The 21094-nt window shown below is 58.5% G+C and carries 17 protein-coding genes, 1 pseudogene and 1 riboswitch; of the genes and pseudogenes, 9 read left to right on the top strand and 9 right to left on the bottom strand.

Going from position 1 to position 21094, the window contains the following annotated elements:
* Both ACR3EM_RS07470 and xseA read right to left on the bottom strand, forming a co-directional pair.
* On the bottom strand, positions 1–648 hold the full coding sequence (locus ACR3EM_RS07470) for a glutathione S-transferase family protein (protein ID WP_480470163.1): 648 nt from the start codon (positions 646–648) through the stop codon (positions 1–3).
* A 2-nt stretch (positions 649–650) separates the two neighbouring features.
* The gene (gene xseA / locus ACR3EM_RS07465; protein ID WP_480470162.1) at positions 651–2138 is read right to left on the bottom strand and encodes an exodeoxyribonuclease VII large subunit; all 1488 of its coding nucleotides are present in this window, start codon (positions 2136–2138) and stop codon (positions 651–653) included.
* Between the two features lie 75 nt (positions 2139–2213).
* On the opposite strand from xseA, the gene purD reads away from it, so the two are divergent.
* Positions 2214–3476 carry a phosphoribosylamine--glycine ligase gene (gene purD, locus ACR3EM_RS07460; RefSeq protein WP_480470161.1) on the top strand — a complete coding sequence of 421 codons (1263 nt, stop codon included), beginning with the start codon at positions 2214–2216 and terminating at the stop codon, positions 3474–3476.
* A gap of 127 nt (positions 3477–3603) precedes the next feature.
* On the opposite strand, the gene ACR3EM_RS07455 is transcribed toward purD, so the two are convergent.
* The 4 genes and pseudogenes from ACR3EM_RS07455 to ACR3EM_RS07440 form a co-directional block, all read right to left on the bottom strand.
* Positions 3604–4302 carry an FG-GAP repeat domain-containing protein gene (locus ACR3EM_RS07455; RefSeq protein ID WP_480470160.1) on the bottom strand — a complete coding sequence of 233 codons (699 nt, stop codon included), beginning with the start codon at positions 4300–4302 and terminating at the stop codon, positions 3604–3606.
* A 62-nt stretch (positions 4303–4364) separates the two neighbouring features.
* Positions 4365–4688 (bottom strand): 2Fe-2S iron-sulfur cluster-binding protein, encoded by a 324-nt coding sequence (locus ACR3EM_RS07450; protein WP_480470159.1) that lies wholly within the window; start codon positions 4686–4688, stop codon positions 4365–4367.
* Between the two features lie 194 nt (positions 4689–4882).
* Positions 4883–5590: pseudogene (locus tag ACR3EM_RS07445) on the bottom strand (TPM domain-containing protein); the annotation flags it as partial.
* Positions 5591–5830: 240 nt separating this feature from the next.
* Complete coding sequence (locus tag ACR3EM_RS07440; RefSeq protein WP_480470158.1) at positions 5831–6520, bottom strand: glutathione S-transferase N-terminal domain-containing protein; 690 nt, start codon at positions 6518–6520, stop codon at positions 5831–5833.
* Positions 6521–6649: 129 nt separating this feature from the next.
* A riboswitch (SAM riboswitch) is annotated at positions 6650–6727 on the top strand.
* A gap of 60 nt (positions 6728–6787) precedes the next feature.
* On the opposite strand from ACR3EM_RS07440, the gene metZ reads away from it, so the two are divergent.
* Together metZ and folE2 are read left to right on the top strand one after the other, a co-directional pair.
* Positions 6788–7978 carry an O-succinylhomoserine sulfhydrylase gene (metZ, locus tag ACR3EM_RS07435; RefSeq protein ID WP_480470157.1) on the top strand — a complete coding sequence of 397 codons (1191 nt, stop codon included), beginning with the start codon at positions 6788–6790 and terminating at the stop codon, positions 7976–7978.
* A gap of 180 nt (positions 7979–8158) precedes the next feature.
* Entirely contained in the window at positions 8159–9262 is a 1104-nt protein-coding gene (gene folE2 / locus ACR3EM_RS07430; protein WP_480470156.1) for a GTP cyclohydrolase FolE2, read from the top strand.
* A gap of 337 nt (positions 9263–9599) precedes the next feature.
* On the opposite strand, the gene ACR3EM_RS07425 is transcribed toward folE2, so the two are convergent.
* Positions 9600–10394, bottom strand: coding sequence for a hypothetical protein (locus ACR3EM_RS07425; protein WP_480470155.1), 795 nt, complete (start codon positions 10392–10394; stop codon positions 9600–9602).
* Positions 10395–10449: 55 nt separating this feature from the next.
* Between ACR3EM_RS07425 and ACR3EM_RS07420 the strand changes: the two genes are divergently transcribed.
* Positions 10450–11898: a TrkH family potassium uptake protein gene (locus ACR3EM_RS07420; RefSeq protein ID WP_480470154.1), complete on the top strand. Its 1449-nt coding sequence runs from the start codon at positions 10450–10452 to the stop codon at positions 11896–11898.
* Complete coding sequence (locus tag ACR3EM_RS07415; protein ID WP_480470153.1) at positions 11898–13472, top strand: thiamine pyrophosphate-binding protein; 1575 nt, start codon at positions 11898–11900, stop codon at positions 13470–13472. The genes ACR3EM_RS07420 and ACR3EM_RS07415 overlap by 1 nt, the downstream gene beginning before the upstream one ends.
* Before the next feature lie 53 nt (positions 13473–13525).
* Here ACR3EM_RS07415 and ACR3EM_RS07410 read toward each other — a convergent pair whose 3' ends face one another.
* Positions 13526–15262 (bottom strand): serine protease, encoded by a 1737-nt coding sequence (locus ACR3EM_RS07410; protein ID WP_480470152.1) that lies wholly within the window; start codon positions 15260–15262, stop codon positions 13526–13528.
* Between the two features lie 205 nt (positions 15263–15467).
* On the opposite strand from ACR3EM_RS07410, the gene ACR3EM_RS07405 reads away from it, so the two are divergent.
* Positions 15468–16397: a glycine--tRNA ligase subunit alpha gene (locus ACR3EM_RS07405; protein ID WP_480470151.1), complete on the top strand. Its 930-nt coding sequence runs from the start codon at positions 15468–15470 to the stop codon at positions 16395–16397.
* An 8-nt stretch (positions 16398–16405) separates the two neighbouring features.
* Here ACR3EM_RS07405 and ACR3EM_RS07400 read toward each other — a convergent pair whose 3' ends face one another.
* The gene (locus ACR3EM_RS07400; RefSeq protein WP_480470150.1) at positions 16406–17038 is read right to left on the bottom strand and encodes a MarC family protein; all 633 of its coding nucleotides are present in this window, start codon (positions 17036–17038) and stop codon (positions 16406–16408) included.
* A 78-nt stretch (positions 17039–17116) separates the two neighbouring features.
* On the opposite strand from ACR3EM_RS07400, the gene ACR3EM_RS07395 reads away from it, so the two are divergent.
* From ACR3EM_RS07395 to glyS, 3 genes are read left to right on the top strand one after another with little or no spacing between them, the layout of a single operon-like run.
* Positions 17117–17638: a DUF6446 family protein gene (locus ACR3EM_RS07395; protein WP_480470149.1), complete on the top strand. Its 522-nt coding sequence runs from the start codon at positions 17117–17119 to the stop codon at positions 17636–17638.
* Between the two features lie 3 nt (positions 17639–17641).
* Positions 17642–18850, top strand: a complete 1209-nt coding sequence (gltS, locus tag ACR3EM_RS07390; protein ID WP_480470148.1) for a sodium/glutamate symporter — start codon at positions 17642–17644, stop codon at positions 18848–18850.
* Positions 18851–18859: 9 nt separating this feature from the next.
* Positions 18860–21061 (top strand): glycine--tRNA ligase subunit beta, encoded by a 2202-nt coding sequence (gene glyS / locus ACR3EM_RS07385; RefSeq protein WP_480470147.1) that lies wholly within the window; start codon positions 18860–18862, stop codon positions 21059–21061.
* Positions 21062–21094 lie beyond the last annotated feature (33 nt).

Genomic DNA, 21094 nt, shown 5'->3' with positions numbered 1-21094 from the left:
TCAGTGATCTGAGACCTCTAATTCCTTATAACTGATCATGACGTGATGCTGGTACGCGGGCCTCTGGGTCAATGTTTCGTAGTAGCGGCGGAGATTGAGGAATGACGCACGTTTGATATCGATATCGTAGTATCGGTACAGGATGTGTCCCAGTTGTATATCGGCCAGTGTCAAACTCGGACTCGTCAGATACTCCGTTTGCGACAGTTGCGCATCAGCTATGGCCAGTCTGGATTCCAAATGAGAAACAGCTTGTGTGATCATAGTATCGTCACGATACGCGGGTGCTGTTCTTGTCACACGCCAGAAGACGGGCACTGTGAATGCCATGGCTATGTTGATTTTGGCCCACTCAGCCCATTTGTCGATCTCCGCGCGCCGCACGGGATCTGAAGGCCAAAATCCATCATCGCCATATCGGGATGAGAGGTATCGCAGGATAGCTCCGGTCTCCCACAGCGGGGTATTATCTCCATCTTGAAGAACCGGGATGGTTCGGTTCGGGTTTAGTTCGGCGAATTCGGGGCTGTCCAGACCGCCGAACCTGTGCCCGACCTCGTGACGCTGATGTTTCAGACCTAGTTCGCCAATGCACCACATCAGCGCCTGTACGTTCGAAGATGTTTTTCGGCCCCAGATTTTAAGCATAGTTAAAAAAGTGACCCCTGATCGGGAGTCGGCGGTTTGGGCGTGCGTTTGGGTTTGATCGTGTCGCTTTGGCCGGTGCTGAGCTTGCCATCTGCGAATTCGATCTCCAGGCTGGTGTGCTTCTCGGCTTCGGCTTTACGGGTCAGAACCTGATCTCCGGCGCGGACAACGGCATAGCCGCGCTCCAGCGTTGCTTTGTAGCTGAGGGTTTCGCGCAGGCGGTCGGTGGCGTCTAGTTGTTGGCGCATGCGATCCAGACGTGTGGTTTGCGCGATGTTCAGACGCTCTGACAGGCGATCCAGTGTCTCACGTCGGGTTTGCAGTTCTCGCTGAATCGGGCGCAGGGACAAGCGCGACGACAGGTTGCGCCAGCGGTCGCGGCGGGTTTCGACCAGGTTGCGCAGGGTCGAGGGGCGCAGGTGAGCCGAGGTATCAAGCAGTTTGACACGTCGATTTTGTACGCCCCGGATCAATGCGCTGGGCAGGCGATCGACCACCTGATCGAGCCGTTGGCGTGGGCTGTCCAGCAGCGTCTCGGGGCGCGGCAGGGCGCGGGACAGGTCGCGCAGGCGTTGGCTTCGGCGTTGCACGGCGTCGGTGGCGGCGCGGGACAGGCGGGCGCCTTGTTCTCCGGTCCAGGCCAGTAGTTCCATGCGAACGGGTACGGCGAGTTCGGCAGCGGCCGTCGGGGTCGGCGCGCGGCGGTCCGAGACATAGTCGATCAGTGTGGTGTCCGTTTCATGACCCACGGCGGAAACCAGCGGAATGTCTGAAGCCGCTGCGGCTCGGGCGACGCTTTCTTCGTTGAAACCCCAGAGGTCTTCGATTGAACCGCCTCCGCGCGCGACGATGATCAGGTCGGGGCGGGGCAACGCGCCGCCTGGTGTGAGCGCATTGAAACCTTCGATGGCGCGGGTCACCTCAGGGGCGCAGTTCGCGCCCTGGACGGCCACGGGCCAGATCAGGACCTTGCGTGGAAATCGGTCGCGCAAGCGGTGCAAGATATCACGGATAACCGCGCCCGAAGGTGAGGTAACGACGCCAATGATTTCCGGCAGATAGGGCAGGGGTTTCTTGCGCTCAGGCGCAAACAGACCTTCGGATTCGAGCTGCTTTTTTCGCTTCTCCAACAGCGCCATCAGAGCGCCTTGTCCGGCGACTGCGACTTCATCGACGTTCAGGTTATACTTTGACTGGGCACCGAAGGCCGTCAAGCGACCGGTGACGACTACTTCGAGTCCTTCTTCAGGCACAACCGACAGGCCAGATATCTGGCCCTTCCACGTGGTACAGGCCAATACGTTCCGATCATCCTTGATGTCGTAATACAGATGCCCCGAGCGGGCCTTGAACACGCGCCCGACCTCGCCGCGTACCCGGATTCGCCCAAACGTGCCTTCGAGCGTGCGCTTCACCTCTCCGGAAATGTCCGAGACGGTGTATTCAGGGGTATTTTGGCCGGGAATGGGGTCGTCAAGCAGGTCGGACATTTCAGCGCCTTGTGTCAAATGCTCGCCCAGCTTAGAACGCGCGGCAAGCGAGGCCAAGCAGATCGGAGAGCAGTCATGAATATCCTCATTCTCGGGAGCGGTGGGCGCGAACACAGCCTGGCCTGGGCAGTGATGCAGAACCCCAAATGCGACCGTCTGATCGTGGCACCGGGCAATGCCGGAATTGCTCAGATCGCCGATTGCGCTGCATTGGACATCGAGAATGGCGGAGCCGTTGTCAGTTTTGCCGAGGAAAACGCAATCGATTTTGTGATCGTTGGCCCCGAGGCCCCGCTGGCGGCGGGTGTTGCGGATCGTTTGCGCGAAGCAGGCGTGTTGGTCTTTGGCCCCTCGGCCGCAGCGGCGCAGCTGGAAGCTTCCAAGAGCTTCACCAAAGAGATTTGCGACGCGGCGAAGGCACCGACAGCAGCTTACGCGCGATTTACCGAAGCGGATCCCGCGAAGGCATATATCCGTGAACAGGGTGCGCCCATCGTGGTCAAGGCTGACGGTCTCGCTGCAGGCAAGGGCGTGATCGTGGCGATGGACGAGCAGACCGCACTGGACGCCATTGATGATATGTTTGGTGGTGCCTTTGGCGGTGCCGGTGCTGAGGTGGTCATCGAAGAGTTCATGGAGGGTGAGGAAGCCTCGCTGTTCGTACTCTGTGACGGGGATGAAATTCTGTCGATTGGCACCGCTCAGGATCATAAACGTGTCGGAGAGGGGGATACCGGCCTGAATACCGGTGGTATGGGGGCCTATTCTCCGGCGCCTGTTCTGAGCCCAGAGGTTGAGGCACGTGCGATGGACGACATCATTCGCCCAACCATGGCCGAAATGAAACGGCGGGGGATGCCGTTTCAAGGGGTTTTGTATGCTGGCCTTATGATCAAGGACGGTCAGCCCAGGCTGGTAGAATACAACGTGCGGTTTGGCGATCCGGAATGCCAGGTTCTGATGATGCGTCTGGGGGCGCAAACCATGGACCTGATGCACGCCGCTGCCGAAGGGCGATTGGGTGAGACACGGGTTAACTGGGCTGACGATCACGCCATGACCATTGTCATGGCAGCGAAAGGGTATCCGGGAGCTTACGAGAAAGGTTCGGCGATTTCTGGTTTGGGCGAGTTGCCGGAGGACAGCAGCAACATGGTGTTTCACGCTGGCACCAAAGCAGTCGACGGGCAGGTCGTGGCGTCCGGTGGCCGCGTGCTGAATGTGACGGCACGCGGCGAAACACTGCAGGAGGCGCGGGACCGGGCCTATGCGATGGTGGACGGCGTTGACTGGCCCGAAGGGTTCTATCGCCGCGATATCGGCTGGCGGGCTCTCTGATCTGATTGCCGGGCTTCGCCCGTCTTTATTGTTTTGAGTCAGAGGGCATTGTTTGGGGCAGAGGGCTTTGCTCCCTCGGCCTTGCGACCTCACCCCCAAGGTACTTGTTGGTCAGATTAAGGGCGGATCAGCAGTCCAGGGCCGCAGCCAGGTCTTCGCGGGTTTTGAGCGGGCCGAGGTCGGTGGTTTGCCAGCCATTTCTATATGAGACGCTGATAATGCGGGACCAGTCGGCGCTGGCAACGATCAGTTCAGGTGCGCCGTCGCATTGGCGTAGGCCGCCGGAGATGAAGTCCTCTCCGATCTGGTGGTTGGTCAGGCCGGGGATCGTCGCGATTTCGGTCAGATCGCCATCCTTATAGCGCCATATGCGCAGGGTTTTGGCCAGATGGGGACGGTCGATATAAGCGATTTCGACATTGCCGTCGTCATCAAGATCGACTGCACCGATTGGGGCGAGCCAGCGATTGCGGGTACCGATATGTGGTGTGGCGGCAACTTTCGTGCCTCGCGCGTTATAGATCGCCAATTGTGCGCCGGTCTTAGCCTGGGATTCGACGACGATAACTTCGGGTGCTCCATCGCCATCCACATCTGCCAACCGAGGCATGAGATCTTCGAACACGCGATCCGATGAGAGGCGAATGGTAAGAGTGGATTGGTCCGAGCCTATACCATCAAGGACCAGATCGAGCGCGCCATACTCAATAGCGTCACCGAGTACACCATGTGCATAGCGTTTGGTGGGTTCGGAAAAATGTGCGGATGCGATCCTGTCTGCCGAAAGCGCGGGGAGCGTTCCAGTCAGCCACACGAGTGATGTCAACAACGCGCCGCGCGACCGAGATTGCCATAGGCGAACCGGGGGACGCGGCGCTTTGGAGAACATCAGATCTGCTTTTCGGGCATCTGCACAACAAGGCCGTCCAACGCGTCGGTGACCTTGATCTGGCAAGTCAGGCGCGAGCGGGCAGGATCGGGATCGTAAGCGAAGTCAAGCATGTCTTCTTCCATGTCGTCCTTGGCCGGGATTTTCTCGACCCAGTCGGGGTGGATATAGACATGGCAGGTCGAGCAGGCGCAGGCGCCGCCGCAATCGGCCTCGATGCCGGGAATATTGTTGTCACGGGCCCCTTCCATGACCGTCAGTCCGTTGGCGACCTCGACTGTGTGTTCGGTACCGCCATGCTCGACATAGGTGATCTTTGCCATTGCGTGCGTCTTCCTTCTTCGATTGTCGAATTCTTCCTTAGTGAAGGGAGTTAAGTGTTTCTAGTGGGAATTGCGACCTTGGATGCCGCGAACGGATATTTGCGGCCTTGGTGAAGCCTGATGTTCTTTTCGGGCGACACAGTCACAACGCGGCAAAGGAGGGGAATTTAGGCAAAGCGTTTGTCCGATGGATGCTACCAACGCCCGGATGCTCCACCACCACCAGATCGACCGCCGCCGAAACTACCTCCGCCGGAGCTATTGGAAATCTGAGGTATGTAATAGTTTGTTTCTTCAACATAATCGCATTTAAGGCATTCAATTCGGCGAACGCCTGAACCAGCCGTGGTTGTGCTTGCGGCAAGTGTGATGCGGCGCCTCTGCCGCAGACTGCGGTTGCCACATCTTGGGCAGGTTCGAAATCGCACCAAGCTATCGCTTATGAAATTGCGGCCCTTGAGCATCATAATCATCATTGCAAAGAGACCAAACATCCAGAGACCCGGATCATCATTTGTTTTCTTGGCGGGTGCGGCCTTTCCAGTGCGGAAAGGTTGTACGATCTGATCTATGACAGCTGTGGTACCGACCTTGATTCCAATTGCATAATTGTTTGTTTTGAAGGCCGGGAGGAATTTATCGTCAATAATGCGTTGCGTGGCCTGATCCCAATTTCGCCCATAAGCGGCGCCAAGCTCGATTCGCATGGCCCTGTCGTCTCGCAAGACCATCACAAGCACACCATCGTTTCGCGAAGCGTCGCCGATCCCCCAGTGGTTGAACAGTCCGGTTGCAAATTGTTCGAGCGTCAGATTGTGGGCATAGTCGCTTTGAGTGCGCAGCGTCAGGACGGTCAATTCAACCCCTGTCTCGCGTCTGAGCTTACCTAGTTGTTTGGAAAGTGCCTTCTCCTCCTACGGGCTGAGCAAATTGGCAAAGTCATTGACGGTTGTACTTTGATAATCGGGATAGGTTTGTCCAAGCGCAGCGCTGGCCCAAACTACAAATAAGACGAATACAATTCTCATGGCTACTCGCGGATTTTTGCTGAAGCATATCATAAGGTTATGCCGCGGCAATCAGGATTTGATCAGAACCTGAGAGATTTATTCGCCGTATTCCATTAGCGGTTTTGACCGTGATCAGCGCCTGAACAAGACCCCCTGAGCCTGTTTGTCCCTATGATCCCCGCGCAATTCCGCATGTAGCGCGCGGCCTGCTTGCACTGCGGGGCGGGCGCTCATCATGTTGAGCCAGCGGGTGAAGTGCGGTTTGTCCTCCAGTACCTGCTGCTGCCCTTCCCAAAGGCTTGCCCAACCCCAGATCGACATGTCGGCGATGGAGTAGAAATCGCCTGCGACATACTCGTTTTCGGCCAGTCTGCGGTCGAGAACACCATATAGGCGGGCGACTTCGGAACGGTAGCGGTCCTTGGGATAGGGAAGGTCTTGCGGTGGGTCCAGCTGCGGGGCGTATTTCAGGAAGTGATGCGCCTGGCCAGCCATTGGGCCAACGCCGCCCATCTGCCACATGAGCCATTCCTCGACCGCGATCCGTTCACGCTCGGTTTTGCCGTAGAATCGTCCTGTTTTACGCGCCAGATACATCAGGATCGCACCGCTTTCAAAAACCGAAACGGGTGCGCCGTCAGGGCCATCCGGGTCGACGATGGCGGGCATGCGGTTGTTGGGAGAGATCTTCAGAAATCCGGGGTCGAACTGGTCGCCCTTACCGATATTGATCAGATGGGTCGAATAGGGCAACTCCATCTCTTCCAGAGCGATGGAAACCTTCCAGCCGTTCGGCGTGGGCCAGAAATACAGATCGATCATGATAACTCCTCAGCTTATCGCGATCATGAGGGTTTAGGCGCGCGCGGCAAGGGGCAGCGTTGCTGTGTTACGAAAGCGTGACCGGTATCCGACCGGTCTTGACCATCGGCGGGACGCGGCGTAAACGCATGCCCAATACGTGGCGATTTGTTACCGGATTGCGGGCCACGCTAAACAACACCGCTAAAAGGTCAGGATGAAAGACCCCTTTCGCTTGGCCGCGTCTGGGGTTTTTTGTTTGCCCCCTCGAGGGCTGAAAGGAATGACATGAGCGAGAGCTGGAACAAACGCACCCAAGCCGTCCATGGCGGCATTCGTCGTAGTCAGTATAACGAAGTCTCCGAGGCGATCTTTCTGACGCAAGGGTTTGTCTATGAGAATGCCGAGCAGGCCGAGGCCCGGTTCATTGAGACCGGCCCGGATGAGTTCATCTATGCCCGCTACGGAAACCCGACCGTTTCGATGTTCGAACAACGCATTGCCGCGCTGGAAGGGGGCGAGGACGCGTTTGCTGCCGCCTCAGGCATGGCTGCTGTGAATGGTGCGCTGACTTCGATGCTGAAGTCGGGCGATCACGTGGTTTCGGCCAAGGCGCTGTTCGGGTCCTGCCTGTACATCCTCGAAAACATCCTGACCCGCTACGGTGTCGAGGTGACAATTGTGGATGGCACCGATCTGGATGCTTGGGCGGCTGCAATCCGGCCTGAGACCAAGGCGGTGTTCTTCGAATCCATGTCAAACCCGACGCTTGAAGTGATCGATATTGCTGCGGTGTCGAAACTGGCTCATGCAGTTGGTGCAACTGTGATCGTCGACAACGTGTTCTCGACCCCGGTCTTCTCGCGCGCGATCGAACAGGGCGCAGATGTGGTCGTCTATTCGGCGACCAAGCATATTGACGGGCAGGGGCGTGCGTTGGGCGGTGTGATCATCGGTACAAAAGAGTTTATCCGCGGTACGGTCGAGCCTTACATGAAACACACTGGCGGTGCGCTCAGCCCTTTTAGCGCGTGGATCATGGTCAAAGGTATTGAAACCATGGCATTGCGCGTGAATGCGCAGGCCGACAGCGCGCAGAAGATTGCCGAAGCTCTTGAGGGGCATCCAGCGTTGGAGCGGACGCTGTATCCCGGTCTGAAGACGCATGCACAGAACGCATTGGTGCAGGAACAGTTGGGCGGCAAAGGCGGTACGGTTCTGTCGTTGGACATCAAGGGTGGCAAAGCAGGTGCTTTTGCGTTCCTGAATGCGCTGACGATCCCAGTAATCTCGAACAACCTTGGCGATGCCAAGTCGATTGCAACCCATCCAGCCACCACTACGCACCAGCGTCTGAGTGAAGAGCAGCGGGATGAATTGGGTATTACGCCGGGCCTGATCCGCCTGTCAGTGGGGCTTGAGGATACGGGCGATCTGCTGGCGGATATTGAGCGGGCTTTGGCTGCATCTCAGGGTTAGCGCCTGCTGGTAATTCTTGGTCAGGCGGGTTTAACCCGCCTGATTGGCCGCTTTTGGTTGAAAAGTGACGGTTTTTCTCATTTAATTTCGATCCGGGATGCTATCCCGCGCGTATCGTTCCGGACTGGTAATTAAACCTCGGTCGTATATAACCGACGGCCTAGCAAGGGACCCGTGCAAATGAACATTCATCCGCGCGATATCAACGAGACGCCTGATCACGATCAGGCCGCAGCAGCGCTTAAGCTGTTGCGCGACTGGGCGAAATCTGCCTCGGCTGCCGAGATCAGTCAGCTTGATCCAGCGGTTGCGCAACTTGTTCCGGGTCTTGTGTCGACGAATTACCCGGCCCTATCGCGCGAGTATCCCGAGGATTTCGAGTCGAACGCGGCTTACAAGGTCACCTTGCCCGACCTGCAAAATGGTCCCTCCAGCCTGATCCGGGGGTCGAAACAGCAAATCCAGCACGTTGGCATTTCGAATTTTCGACTGCCCATCCGATTTCACCGCAAGAATGGTGCAGAACTGACGCTTGATACTTCAGTGACCGGCTCGGTCAGTCTTGAGGCTGAGAAGAAGGGCATCAACATGTCCCGGATCATGCGGTCTTTCTACAAGCACGCCGAACGCACCTTCAGTTTTGAGGTGATGGAAGCGGCCTTGAGCGATTATCTATCTGATCTGGACAGCCTGGATGCGCGCATTCAGATGCGCTTTTCCTATCCGGATCAGATCAAGAGCCTGCGCTCGGGCTTGTCCGGTTACCAATACTACGACATCGCGCTGGAACTGGTCGAGCGGGGTGGTGAGCGTCTGAAGATCATGCATCTGGACTATGTCTATTCGTCGACATGCCCGTGTTCACTTGAGCTAAGCGAACACGCGCGCGCCACGCGTGGACAGTTGGCAACACCGCATTCGCAGCGCTCGGTGGCCCGGATTTCCGTTGTTGTCGATTGCAACGCCGACTGCCTGTGGTTCGAGGATCTGATCGCGCTCTGCCGTCGTGCGGTTCCGACCGAAACGCAAGTGATGGTCAAGCGCGAGGATGAACAGGCCTTTGCCGAGCTGAACGCCGCGAATCCGATCTTCGTCGAGGATGCCGCGCGTCTGTTCTGCGCCGAGCTGCAGGCCGATCATCATGTCGGCGATTTTCGGGTGATCGCGAGTCATCAGGAAAGCCTGCACAGCCACGATGCCGTATCGATTCTGACCGAGGGTCCAACCTTCGAATCTGCCAGCCTGGACCCGCGTTTGTTCACCACGTTGTTCCATGTTGGTTGATTGACCCGACGGAAGCTGCTGGAAAAACGATCAAAATTCCCGCATGGGCGCCTTTTTGCCGCAATGCAGCAGGAAATGCTGCATCTGCGCCCTGACTTGCGTTAAACTGGGCCCGAGTGCAGCTGCTGCACGCCCGCGCAAGCTGGGTCGTGCAGCCCGAAAGGAAGCCGGGACGTGCGACGCCTTGGACCGCGAACCTGCAAATCCGCCCGGACGATTGGGGCGGACGAGGTCCTTTACTCTTCTTCCGGCTGCCTCGGTTTTACCAGGAGAGACATGCAATGAATCCGATTTCTCAACCGCTTGAGTTTCAAGCAGCGGCCATTCGTGTGGCCGGCTATGCGATGGTCAGCCAGATGGAGATCATGCAGATCATGACCCGTGCAGCCTTTGAACTGCCTATGGCGCCCTTGCAAGGGCTGAAAACGATCGAAACACCGGCACCTGCGGCGCGCAAGGTGGCACCGGCAAAACCGGCGACGCCGAAAGCGAAACCCGCAGCTAAACCGAAAGTAGTGGCAGCAACGCCCAAAGCGGCAGCGAAACCCAAGGTCGCCCCTAAAGCAATGGCCGCACCCAAGACGAAACCTGCGGCGGTTAAGCCCGCTCCTGCGGCCAAGCCCGCACTTGCGGCCAAGTCGGCTCCTGTGGCCAAGCCCGCACCGAAAGCGGCCCCTGCCAAAGCTGCTGCGAAACCCGTGTCGACCGAAGCGAAAGCTGTTGCGGCGTTTAAATCAGCAGCCGCGGCAAAGGCGAGGGAAGCCAGAAACGCTCCTAAACCTGCGGTGACCCCAAAGCCAGCCGCTAAGGCTGCACAGCCCGCCCCGGCCAAGCCAGCGGTGACCAAGGCGGCACCTGCGAAAATCACAGCAGCGAAGCCTGTTCCGAGCAAAGCCACGGCTGCGAAACCCGCCCCGGCCAAACCCGCAGCGACAAAGCCAGCACCTGCGAAAACCGCTGCAGTGAAGCCCGCTCCGGTCAAAGCTACAGCTGCGAAGACTGCCCCGGCCAAGCCAGCGCCTGAAAAGCCCATCGCCGCGGTGCATGCAGAGCAGGCCAAATCCGCCGTTCGTCGCACGCGGGCACCATCGAAACCGCCCGCAATGCCGACCGCATCTGCGAAATCCGACACTTAACGCGGATCATCTGCTTGACACCGTCGGGCTAGCGCGCCAACGCTGCCCGTCATGATGGATCTTCGCCCGGTCGGATACGTGATTGGCCTGTTGGTCGCCATTCTAGGGGTGACCATGCTGTTGCCGATGCTTGCCGACCTGATCGAAGGGCGGGATGAGTGGCACGTTTTCTTTGAAAGCGCGGTCATCACGCTCTTGACTGGCAGTGTTCTTGCGATGAGTTGCTCGAATGGGGTTGGCGAGGGTCTCACCATCCGTCAGACCTTTTTGCTGACCTCGGGGGTCTGGGTGGCGCTGCCGATTTTTGGCGCCATCCCGTTTCTGTTCGGCGAGACGGAACTGCGTTTCGTCGATGCGTATTTTGAGGCGATGTCGGGTCTGACAACCACCGGCTCGACCGTGATATCCGGGCTCGATGATTTACCACAGGGTCTGCTGCTGTGGCGCGGCGTGCTGCAATGGTTGGGCGGTATCGGCATTATCGTCGTCGCCATGGTATTCCTGCCCGAGCTACGAGTGGGTGGCATGCAGATCTTCCGCTCGGAAGGGTTTGAAACAATGGGGAAAATCCTGCCGCGCGCGCAGGAGATCGCGGGGCAGATTTCGCTGATCTATGTTTTCCTCACCGTCGTTTGCGCTCTGGTTTATGCGGGCTTCGGCATGAGCTTCTTCGACGCTGTTGTGCATTCCATGACCACCATAGCAACGGGTGGTTTTTCGAATTATGACAGCTCATTTGCACGCTTCTCCGGGCCGATGGAATATGCCGCTGCCGTCTTCATGATCCTCGCGGCGCTACCCTTCGTGCGCTATGTGCAGTTGGCCAATGGTTACACAAGCTCATTGTGGAAAGACAGTCAGATCAGGGCGTTTCTGGGGACAATCGCGGTGCTGGTCGTGATCATGTCTGTGTTCCTGACTTCGGTCTTCCCGCACCACTGGGAGCAGGCGTTCCGCGAGTCGCTGTTCAACATCACGTCGATCATTTCGGGTACCGGCTATGCGAGTGTCGATTATATGGGCTGGGGCAGTTTCCCTGTCATGTTGTTCTTTCTGATCGGCCTGATCGGAGGCTGCGCAGGATCGACCGCCTGTTCGATCAAGGTGTTCCGTTATCAGTTGCTCTTTGCTTCGATCAAAACGCAAATTCGCCGCATCCGTTCACCTCACGGAGTGTTTGTGCCGCGCTATGACGGGCGGGCAATTGGCAGGGATGTTCTGACATCGGTCATGAGCTTCTTCATGTTCTTCGTGCTCTCGATGGGGGTTCTGTCCTGGGCGCTCGCGTTGACAGGGCTGGATTTTATCACGTCTGTCTCGGGGGCGGCGACGGCGCTGGCTAATGTCGGGCCGGGGCTGGGGGACCAGATCGGGCCTGCGGGCAACTTTGCGGGTTTGAATGATAGTGCGAAATGGCTGCTGACCATCGGCATGTTGGTCGGCCGCCTGGAATTGCTGGCCGTCTACGCAATCTTCACGGTTCAGTTCTGGAGGGGATAATGAAGCGACCGCTGGGCGCGCAAATCTCGCATATGTTGAAGGATCGCGGCGTCGATGTGATTTTCGGCATTCCTGGCGTGCATAATCAAGAGATGTATCGCGGCATCGAAGAGGCCGGGATCACCCATGTTTTGGCTCGGCATGAGCAAGGGGCCGGATTCATGGCCGATGGCTATGCCCGCGCAACCGGCAAGCCGGGTGTGGCCTATGTCATCACTGGACCGGGGCTGTGCAATATCATGACGCCGATGGGGCAGGCATACTCAGATTCGGTGCCGATGCTGGTGCTGTCTTCATGCCTGGACGAGATTGAGGCGCAGCGCGGTCAATTGCATCAGATGAAAGACCAGCGCGCCGCCGCCGAGACGGTGGCGGACTGGTCTTGTCAGGCAAACGATGCGCAGGCGGCATATGGATTGATCGAACGTGCATTTGAAGAGTTTGAACTCTCACGCCAGCGCCCCAAGCATATTCAGGTGCCAATTGCGCAACTGCAGGCCGAGGCCAACGCCGCGCCGATCCCGAATCCCGCTGCGCTAGATAAAAACGCCCTGCCTCCAGATGTGTCGTCGGTTCTAACCTTGCTCAATGACGCGCAGCGGCCATTGTTTATTCTGGGCGGTGGCTGCCGGTCGAACCTATGGCGGCAGATATTAACACAGCTGGGGGCGGCTTGTTTCACGACCTATGCCGGGCGCGGCTTGGTTGGGGCCGATTATCCGTTGGATTTTGGATCAATGCTGCCCCGTCCGGGCAGCGTCGAAGTGATCAGCTCGGCGGATTTGATCGTGGTTGTCGGTGCCGAATTAGGCGAGGTTGACCTTTGGCGGCAAGATCTGGGTCACTCCGCGACCATGGTGCGTGTCGATCTGGACCCCGAGGTTTTATCGGATCGACACCGCGCTGCTGTAAAGTTTCAGGCAGATGGCGAGAGTTTTGCACAAGCGCTCTGGGAAGCTATCCAGCAGACTAAGCCAGCTACCGGATGGTCCGAGGAAGAGGTGCGCGAAGCCCGCGCCCGCTGGCGGACCGAAGTAGATGCAGAACGTCCGGGGATTGTCCCGGTGGCCGATGCGCTCAGGGCGGCGATGCCAGCGGATACGATGATCTATTCGGATATGACTCAGTTTGCCTACGCCTCGAAAGAGGTCTGGGACATGGCTGTCCCCCATCACTGGCACCACCCGACCGGGTTTGGCACGCTGGGTTACGCCGTGCCTGCAGGGATTGGTGGCGCAGTGGCGCGGCGGGGAAAGCCCACTGCGGTGATCGTAGGTGATTATGGCTTTCACTATACGATGCAAGAGATTGGGGTTGCCGTGGAACTTGGCCTGTCGTTGCCCATTATCCTATGGGACAATGGCAAGCTGAAAGAGATTGAAGACAGCATGATACGCGGGCAGATCGCGCCTAATGCGGTCGTCGCACGCAACCCCGATTTCTGTAAGCTGGCCGAAGCCTTCGGGGCGCGGTCTGCCGCGCCGCAAACTCTGGACGAGATGCAAACTGCCGTGCGCGACGCTTTTGATGCAGGGAAGCCGACGCTGATCCGGGTTACGCCGGACATCTTGTGAGCTAAAAAAGGCGCCGCACCTAAGTGCTGCGCCTTTTCCCTGATCTTAATGAATTAATCCCAGCAGTGCACCAGAACGGTCATCCCGTTGGCCCTACGGCTCAGCTCATTTGGGGAAATCTGGGTCGAGCCCTGCGCCGGTTGACCCGAGATACCCGCCTTGGTCAGAACCTCGGTCAGACGTTCGACATTTGCTGCAAGGCTCACCGAATCCGGCAGGGCGCGCCCGTCGGATGGTGTAGGCAGCAGCATGCCAACCACACTGCCGCTGTCATCGAAGACCGGCCCACCTGCGTCTCCGGGCTGTGCGGCCAGTGCAAGACGTTTGACACCGTTTTCGCCGTTGAGGCCGCGAATATCAGCGATTTCACCAAAGGTCAGGGTCGGAGCCCCCAACGCGCCTTCGTAAGAAAAGCCAGACACAGTAACCTGAGACTGGATTCGTGGTTGTTCGGCGCGGAACTCGGCGACGCTGATCGGGGCGAGTGTCCGGTTTGGGCGCAGAACAGCAACGCCCAGAGTGGTATCTTGCCATGCCACCTGAACCTCTTGATCGCCATCCAACGTGATGCGCGTGCAGTTGTCTGCGGCCTCGGTGACAGTCAGTACAGTTCCGTCGGCGTCGGCAAAGAAGCCCGACCGGGACAACCTCGGTTTGCGGATTTGCAGGCCTGAGAGCAGATCGATACGTTGTTCGGCGTCCGCGCCTGCGCCAGCATCCAGCACAGCGTCATTGGTAGCAAAGCTGGCGCGCATCGCAGCCAAAACGCGCGCACGACGCGCCTCATCCCCTTCAGGCCAGACCAGGGTAAACCCTTTGATCTTGCCGTCTTTCAACGCCGCTTGAGTGAATGAGACACTGCCGTTGCCGCGCCCTTCGATAGTAAAGCTGTTGCCGCGCAAGGCGCGTTCACCTTCCAACGGGATGATCTCAAGCGATTGCATCACTTCATACAGCGCGCGTAGCGTGGCCGGGGAGCCTTCCTGAGAGATCAACAGCGCCTTGGCGCTCAGGTCGGAGTTGGGTTTGAAATGGGCAAATGGGGCCTCATAACGATCAAAACCCAGCACACCCAGCGGCATATCCAAATCAATCCCGGCTTGCGGGTCGGAATACCGATCCATCCCGACGCTGATCAGCGGTGCGTTGTAGTCATCTATCAGCGACTTGCGCTGCAGGGTGGTCAGAACACCGGTCGCCTCGAAGCCGTTGAACCGCTGCCAATCCGCCATCGAGCGGCGGGTGCCCTGACCAAAGGCGCCGTCGATGGTCGAGTTGTAGAAACCGGCGGCTTGCAATGCAGTTTGCAGGACCTTGCGTTCCTGCGCGGTCAACAGGCGTTCGCCCTGCAATGCCTCAGCGCGCGTTTCGTCTGCGTCTTGCGGGGTCAGACCGGCTTGTGGTTGTTCCTGCGGCTCGGGCTGGACCGGGGCTGTAATCACCCCGCGGTTTAGGATGTTGGCACCGATAGGCCAGAACTGCTGCCTCAGTGCGCTGGAGAAAGCGATGAAGCTGTCAGACGGGATCTGGCGTTCAGCGCGATAGACACGCAGAACCTGCTCGGCATCATCGCGCAAATAGGGCCCGATAACAATGGCATACCAGCCAGAGTTCAGTTGGAACCCGTTTACGTCAGGCAGGGCGTTGGCATAGGCCTGCGCCCGTTCCTGCGCCTCACGCAGCGACGGCTGCGCTTCGATCTGAACCCAGACGCCCGCGTCCTGTTGGGCAAAAGCGGCGCGCAGGCCGAAGAGGAAAAAGAATGTAATAACCGTAAATACGCGTGTCATTGTCTGCCCGTTTTATGCAGTGTTTTCACTTTGGCGCAGATTACGCGGAATCGCAGCCTGATGACCATGCCCGGATTACGGGGAATTCTGTGTGTGGCCGCGCAGTGACAGAGTGGCTCATTGGCCCGTTGACGCCCTTTGGTGGCTTGCATAGGAAGGGCCGAACCCACCGGAACCGGGCGCCTGGGCGTCCAAGGGATATGTCATGACCGAACCCAAAAGCGCACCACGTTCATTTCAGGAGATCATCCTGCGGCTTCAGACCTATTGGGCGACGAAAGGCTGCGCGATCCTGCAACCTTATGACATGGAAGTCGGCGCGGGCACGTTCCACCCGGCGACCACCTTGCGCGCGTTGGGGTCCAAGGCGTGGGCTGCGGCTTATGTGCAGCCTTCGCGTCGACCGACAGACGGGCGGTATGGCGAGAATCCCAACCGGTTGCAGCATTACTACCAGTACCAAGTGCTGATCAAACCCAGCCCACCGGATCTACAGGACCTGTATCTCGGCTCGCTCGAAGCCATCGGCATCGATATGGACCTGCACGACATCCGCTTTGTTGAGGATGACTGGGAAAGCCCGACGCTCGGCGCATGGGGGCTAGGTTGGGAGGTTTGGTGTGATGGCATGGAAGTCAGCCAGTTCACTTATTTCCAACAGGTTGGCGGCCACGACTGTGCACCGGTCTCGGGCGAGTTGACCTATGGGCTTGAGCGGCTGGCCATGTATGTGCTGGGCATCGATCACGTGATGGACATGCCGTTCAACGATCCTCAGTCGCCCAGCCCGCTGACCTATGGCGATATCTTCAAGCAGACCGAAGAGGAATACGCGCGCTGGAACTTTGACGTGGCCAATACCGAGGTCTTGCTGCGTCACTTCGAAGAGGCCGAAGCGGAATGTGCGACCATTCTGGCGCAGGAGCATGACGACCCGAAGACCGGCAAACGCATCATCATGGCGCATCCAGCTTATGACCAGTGCATCAAGGCCAGCCATATCTTCAACCTGCTGGATGCGCGGGGCGTGATCTCGGTGACCGAGCGGCAGGCCTATATCGGCCGCGTCCGGGCGCTGGCCAAGCAATGCGCAGATGCGTTTGTGCAGACCGAGGCTGCCGGGTTCGAAGCTTGATGGCGGGCTTAGGCCAGACCGGGCAGCAACGCCTTCAGGCCGTCTGCGATCATGCTGATCGCTATGGCAGACAGGATCATGCCCATAAAGCGACTCATGATCACGCGGGCATTGTCAGACAACCGTTCAGCCAGCCAGGCGGCATTCCAGAATGTCACCAAAAGCAGGCCGACCACGACCAGAAAAACACCTGCATAAGCAATAGCTTCGATCGGAGTTTTGATGTGATGTGCATACAGGATCAGCGTGGTGATCGTACCGGGGCCAACCAGAATGGGAAAGGCCAGCGGGTAGAACGCGACCGTCTCGGGCGCGGGATAGGATTGCTTCTCTCCATCGGTGCCGTGATGCGAGCTGCTTTCGTTGCCGTTCAGCATGTTCAGCCCGATCATCAGAACAACCAGTCCACCGGCAACGCGCAAATGGTCAACGCTGATGCCAAAAAGGCCCAGGGCCTGACTTCCGGCCGAGGCAAAGGCGCCTCCCAGTATCAGGCAGTACAGCGCCGTTTTCAGCGCCACCTTGCGCTGATCAGCAGCAGGCAGATCTTGGGTGACGCTCAGAAACACTGGCAGATTCGTGATCGGGTTCATGATCGCGAACAATGCACCGAAGAATCCAACGGCAAGGGTGGTTTCCATCTCTGTCGCCTTACATCTGCCTGTAATGGTTTGAAACCTGACCTATTTCCCCAGAATATGAAAGAGGCCGCATAAACGATGACCGGGAAGCTTCTGGCGCTGATCCTTCTGTTTTCGGCCGCTCTGGCGGGTGGGAGCATGTATTACCTGCAGGTTTACGGCTTCTATTATGATGTCACGCCGAAGCCAGGCCAGGATGTTACTCTGATGGTCGCAGGAGCCGAGGTGCCGGAACCGATCAGCTACAGTGCGTTTCAGGCGATAGATGCCGACAGCTCTCCGATCCGGTATCGGGCCTGTTTCGAAACCGATCTGACGCCTGATCAACTGGCCGGGTTTGTTGCCGTAGAAGACGCCGAACCTTTGACCGCGCCGGGATGGTTTGAATGTTACAATGCAGTCGCTTTGGCCGATGCGCTGAAATCGGGGCAGGCGCAGGCTTTCTTGGGCGCGAAGAACATCCATTACGGGGTCGACCGCATCGTTGCTATCTCGCGGGACGGCAAGGGCTATGTCTGGCACGCGCTGAACAATTGCGGTGAGAAAGCCTATGACGGCACCGTGGTGGGTGAAGATTGCCCGCCCAGACCGCAGGAGTGACACGTGGAGTTGGTCGTTGAGATCCCGGATTTCTTGACCGCGACGCTGGGTTTCGCGGTCTACTTGCTTGGGGCTGAGATCAATGCCCGCATCGCAACGCTCCGCAGCTTCAACATCCCCGAGCCGGTGACCGGGGGCCTGTTGGCCTCGCTCGTGGTACTGACTCTGTATCTGTTATTTGGCGTTGAGCTGTCCTTTGGTCTGACCACACGGGATTTCCTGTTGGTGTTGTTCTTTGCCGGTATTGGATTGAATGCACGGCTTTCGGATTTAATCGCAGGCGGCAAGCCATTGCTCCTGCTTCTGATTTTGACGCTGCTGACTATCGTTGCACAGAACGTGATCGGGGCGGCGGGGGCGGCTCTGTTCGGCTATCCAGCGCAGGCGGGCGTTTTGTTTGGCTCGGCGGCATTGATCGGCGGCCACGGCACTGCGATCGCCTGGGCGCCAGAAGTCGCACAAGCCACCGGGCTCGAAGGCGCGACCGAGTTGGGTGTTGCCGTTGCCACCTTGGGCCTTGTATTGGCCGCTCTGGTCGGGGGTCCAATTGCGCGGCTGTTGGTCGAAGGGCGCAAGCTCAACCCCAGTCGTCCCGAGGAAGAGCACACAGTTGGTTTGCCCAATGAGGTCGATCAGAAATCCGCAATCGACCATCAGACGGTTATGCGGGTTCTGTTATATCTCAACCTTGCCATCATTTCAGGCGTGATCCTGAGCGAAGCCATCAGCGCTGCGGGGCTGAAACTGCCTTTGTTCGTGCCCTGCCTGATCATGGGGATTATCATTGCCAATCTGCGCGCGCTGCTTGCGCCCAACGCCCCACCCGTGGCGCGGACGCCATCGCTGGCGCTGATCTCGGAATTCGCATTGGGGGCGTTCCTGGCGATGTCCCTGATGAGCCTGCAACTGTGGACTATAGCTGAGCTTGGCCTTGCGATAGCGTTGATCATGACCGCCCAGACGCTCTTTGCAGTGGTGTTCGTGATCTGGGTCCTGTTCCCGCTGATGGGCTCGAATTATCGCGCTGCTGTATTGGCCGCCGGCTTTGGCGGCTTCGCTTTGGGCGCAACCCCAACCGCGATTGCAAATATGACCGCCGTGACCAAGCGATATGGCCCGTCGCCTATTGCCTTTATCGTACTGCCCCTTGTATCCGCCTTCTTTGTGGATATCGCCAATGCAATCGTCATCCAGACGATTGTGAGTTTCTAAGGACCGACTATGCCCGACCTGCTGATCGAATTGTTTTCCGAAGAGATCCCCGCGCGGATGCAAACCCGTGCTGGTGAAGACCTGAAAAAGCGGATCACGGACGGCTTGGTCGAGGGTGGACTGACCTATGCCTCGGCTGCGGCCTTGACCACGCCGCGCCGCCTGACACTGGCGGTCGAAGGGTTGTTGGCCGGAAGCCCCACCATCCGGGAAGAGCGTAAAGGCCCTAAGGTCGGAGCGCCCGACAAAGCCATCGAAGGGTTCCTGCGGGGGGCGGGACTGACCCGCGACCAACTCGAAGAGCGTGATACGCCCAAAGGTGCGGTCTATTTCGCGACCATCGAGAAAGCCGGTCGTCCGGCGGCTGAGATTGTGGCTGAAGTGCTGGAAACGACGATCCGCAACTTCCCCTGGCCAAAATCGATGCGCTGGGGCGCGGGTTCGATGCGCTGGGTGCGACCGCTGCACTCGATCCTGTGTGTCCTCAGCGATGAAGCGGGCGCGCAGGTTGTACCGCTTGAGATCGAAGGGATCACCTCTGGTGATACCACCGAAGGCCATCGCTTCATGGCCCCGAACCGGTTTTCCGTTTTTTCGTTCGAGGACTATGCGGCCAAGCTGAAACGCGCCTTTGTGGTGCTTTCGCCCGAGGAGCGCGCCGAGCATATCTGGAACGATGCCCAGAACATGGCTTTCGCCGCGGGTCTGGAAGTTGTTGATGACAAGGGTCTTCTGGCCGAAGTGGCCGGTCTGGTTGAATGGCCTGTCGTGCTGATGGGGCAGATCGACGAGGAGTTTCTGGAGCTGCCGCCCGAGGTGCTGCAGACCTCGATGAAAGAGCATCAGAAGTTCTTTTCCGTGAAGAATCCCAAGACGGGGCGGATCGAGCGCTTCATAACGGTTGCCAACCGTGAGACCGCCGATAATGGCGCGACCATTCTGGCGGGGAACCAAAAGGTGCTGTCGGCGCGTTTGGCGGATGCCAAGTTCTTCTGGGAGAATGACCTGCGCATCGCCAAGTTGGACATGACCGTCTGGAGCAACGATCTGCAGAACGTGACCTTCCACAACAAGCTGGGTACGCAGGCCGAGCGGATTGAGCGTATCGCTGCCTTGGCCGGTGAATTGGCCGACGTCATGGGTGTTGATGCGCGTCAGGCCAAAGATGCAGCGCATCTGGCCAAGGCCGACTTGAGCTCGCAGATGGTCTATGAATTCCCAGAACTGCAGGGCTTGATGGGCCGCTATTATATCGCGGCTGCGGGTATGCGCCCCGAATTGGCCTCCGTAGCACAGGAACACTATTCGCCGTTGGGACCGTCTGATGACGTGCCGACTGCGCCGCTGTCGGTGACAGTGGCACTGGCCGATAAGCTGGACACGCTGACCGGGTTCTGGGCGATTGACGAGAAACCCACCGGGTCGAAAGACCCGTTTGCCCTGCGCCGTGCTGCGCTTGGGGTAATCCGCCTGATCCTGACCAACGATCTGCGCCTGCCGCTGGACCAGACTTTTGCAGTTGCACTAGGTAATCTGTTGAAACTGCCGGAATGGCAGGCAGCTCTGCTAGAGGCCAAAGCGCGCCAAACGCAGGCGTCTGACGACGAGGCAGAGGCCGCCGCCAAGCGCGTGCATGATCTGGCGCATCAGGTCGAGGCTGCGAACGCAATCGTTGCTGCGGCCCCGTCGGACTTGTTGTCTTTCTTCCACGACCGCCTCAAGGTCTTCCTGCGTGAAGAGGGCATCCGTCCCGATATCATCGACGCCTGCATCGCGATGGACGGCAATGACGACCTCAACCTGCTGGTCAAACGCGCCCGTGCGCTGAACGCGGTGATTGCGACCGAGGATGGAGAGAACCTCGTGCAGGGGTTCAGGCGGGCCAATAACATCCTGTCTCAGGCGGAAGAGAAGGATGGGGTGGAATACTCCTATGGTGCGGATGTGAAATTTGCCGAGACTGACAGCGAGAAGGCGCTGTTCGCCGCGCTTGATACGGCAGAGGCCAAAATCGATCCCGCTCTGAAGGCCGAGGATTTCCCGACCGCTATGGCGGCGATGGCTGTGCTGCGGGCACCCGTGGATGCTTTCTTTGAGGATGTGCAGGTCAACACCGACAATGACATCCTGCGCCGCAACCGTCTGAACCTGCTGAGCCAGATCCGCAAGGTCTGCTCCAGCGTTGCCGATCTGACCCTGATCGAGGGATAACGCCCTTGCGCCAAGGGCGCAGGGGCTTATGCT

It is taken from the genome of Ruegeria sp. AH3 (assembly GCF_056536265.1).
The sequence above is the reverse complement of the archived record's forward strand: the minus strand, read 5'-3'. Positions and strand labels throughout refer to the sequence as shown.

What these genes read in the sequence shown, in the direction of transcription:
- ACR3EM_RS07395 (WP_480470149.1), top strand. Translation starts at nt 17,117, where the DNA reads ATGACCGGGAAGCTTCTGGCGCTGATCCTTCTGTTTTCGGCCGCTCTG.
- ACR3EM_RS07410 (WP_480470152.1), bottom strand. Translation starts at nt 15,262, where the DNA reads ATGACACGCGTATTTACGGTTATTACATTCTTTTTCCTCTTCGGCCTG.
- metZ (WP_480470157.1), top strand. Translation starts at nt 6,788, where the DNA reads ATGAGCGAGAGCTGGAACAAACGCACCCAAGCCGTCCATGGCGGCATT.
- purD (WP_480470161.1), top strand. Translation starts at nt 2,214, where the DNA reads ATGAATATCCTCATTCTCGGGAGCGGTGGGCGCGAACACAGCCTGGCC.
- xseA (WP_480470162.1), bottom strand. Translation starts at nt 2,138, where the DNA reads ATGTCCGACCTGCTTGACGACCCCATTCCCGGCCAAAATACCCCTGAA.
- ACR3EM_RS07440 (WP_480470158.1), bottom strand. Translation starts at nt 6,520, where the DNA reads ATGATCGATCTGTATTTCTGGCCCACGCCGAACGGCTGGAAGGTTTCC.
- ACR3EM_RS07405 (WP_480470151.1), top strand. Translation starts at nt 15,468, where the DNA reads ATGACCGAACCCAAAAGCGCACCACGTTCATTTCAGGAGATCATCCTG.
- glyS (WP_480470147.1), top strand. Translation starts at nt 18,860, where the DNA reads ATGCCCGACCTGCTGATCGAATTGTTTTCCGAAGAGATCCCCGCGCGG.
- ACR3EM_RS07420 (WP_480470154.1), top strand. Translation starts at nt 10,450, where the DNA reads ATGATGGATCTTCGCCCGGTCGGATACGTGATTGGCCTGTTGGTCGCC.
- ACR3EM_RS07450 (WP_480470159.1), bottom strand. Translation starts at nt 4,688, where the DNA reads ATGGCAAAGATCACCTATGTCGAGCATGGCGGTACCGAACACACAGTC.
- ACR3EM_RS07470 (WP_480470163.1), bottom strand. Translation starts at nt 648, where the DNA reads ATGCTTAAAATCTGGGGCCGAAAAACATCTTCGAACGTACAGGCGCTG.
- ACR3EM_RS07400 (WP_480470150.1), bottom strand. Translation starts at nt 17,038, where the DNA reads ATGGAAACCACCCTTGCCGTTGGATTCTTCGGTGCATTGTTCGCGATC.
- folE2 (WP_480470156.1), top strand. Translation starts at nt 8,159, where the DNA reads ATGAACATTCATCCGCGCGATATCAACGAGACGCCTGATCACGATCAG.
- ACR3EM_RS07415 (WP_480470153.1), top strand. Translation starts at nt 11,898, where the DNA reads ATGAAGCGACCGCTGGGCGCGCAAATCTCGCATATGTTGAAGGATCGC.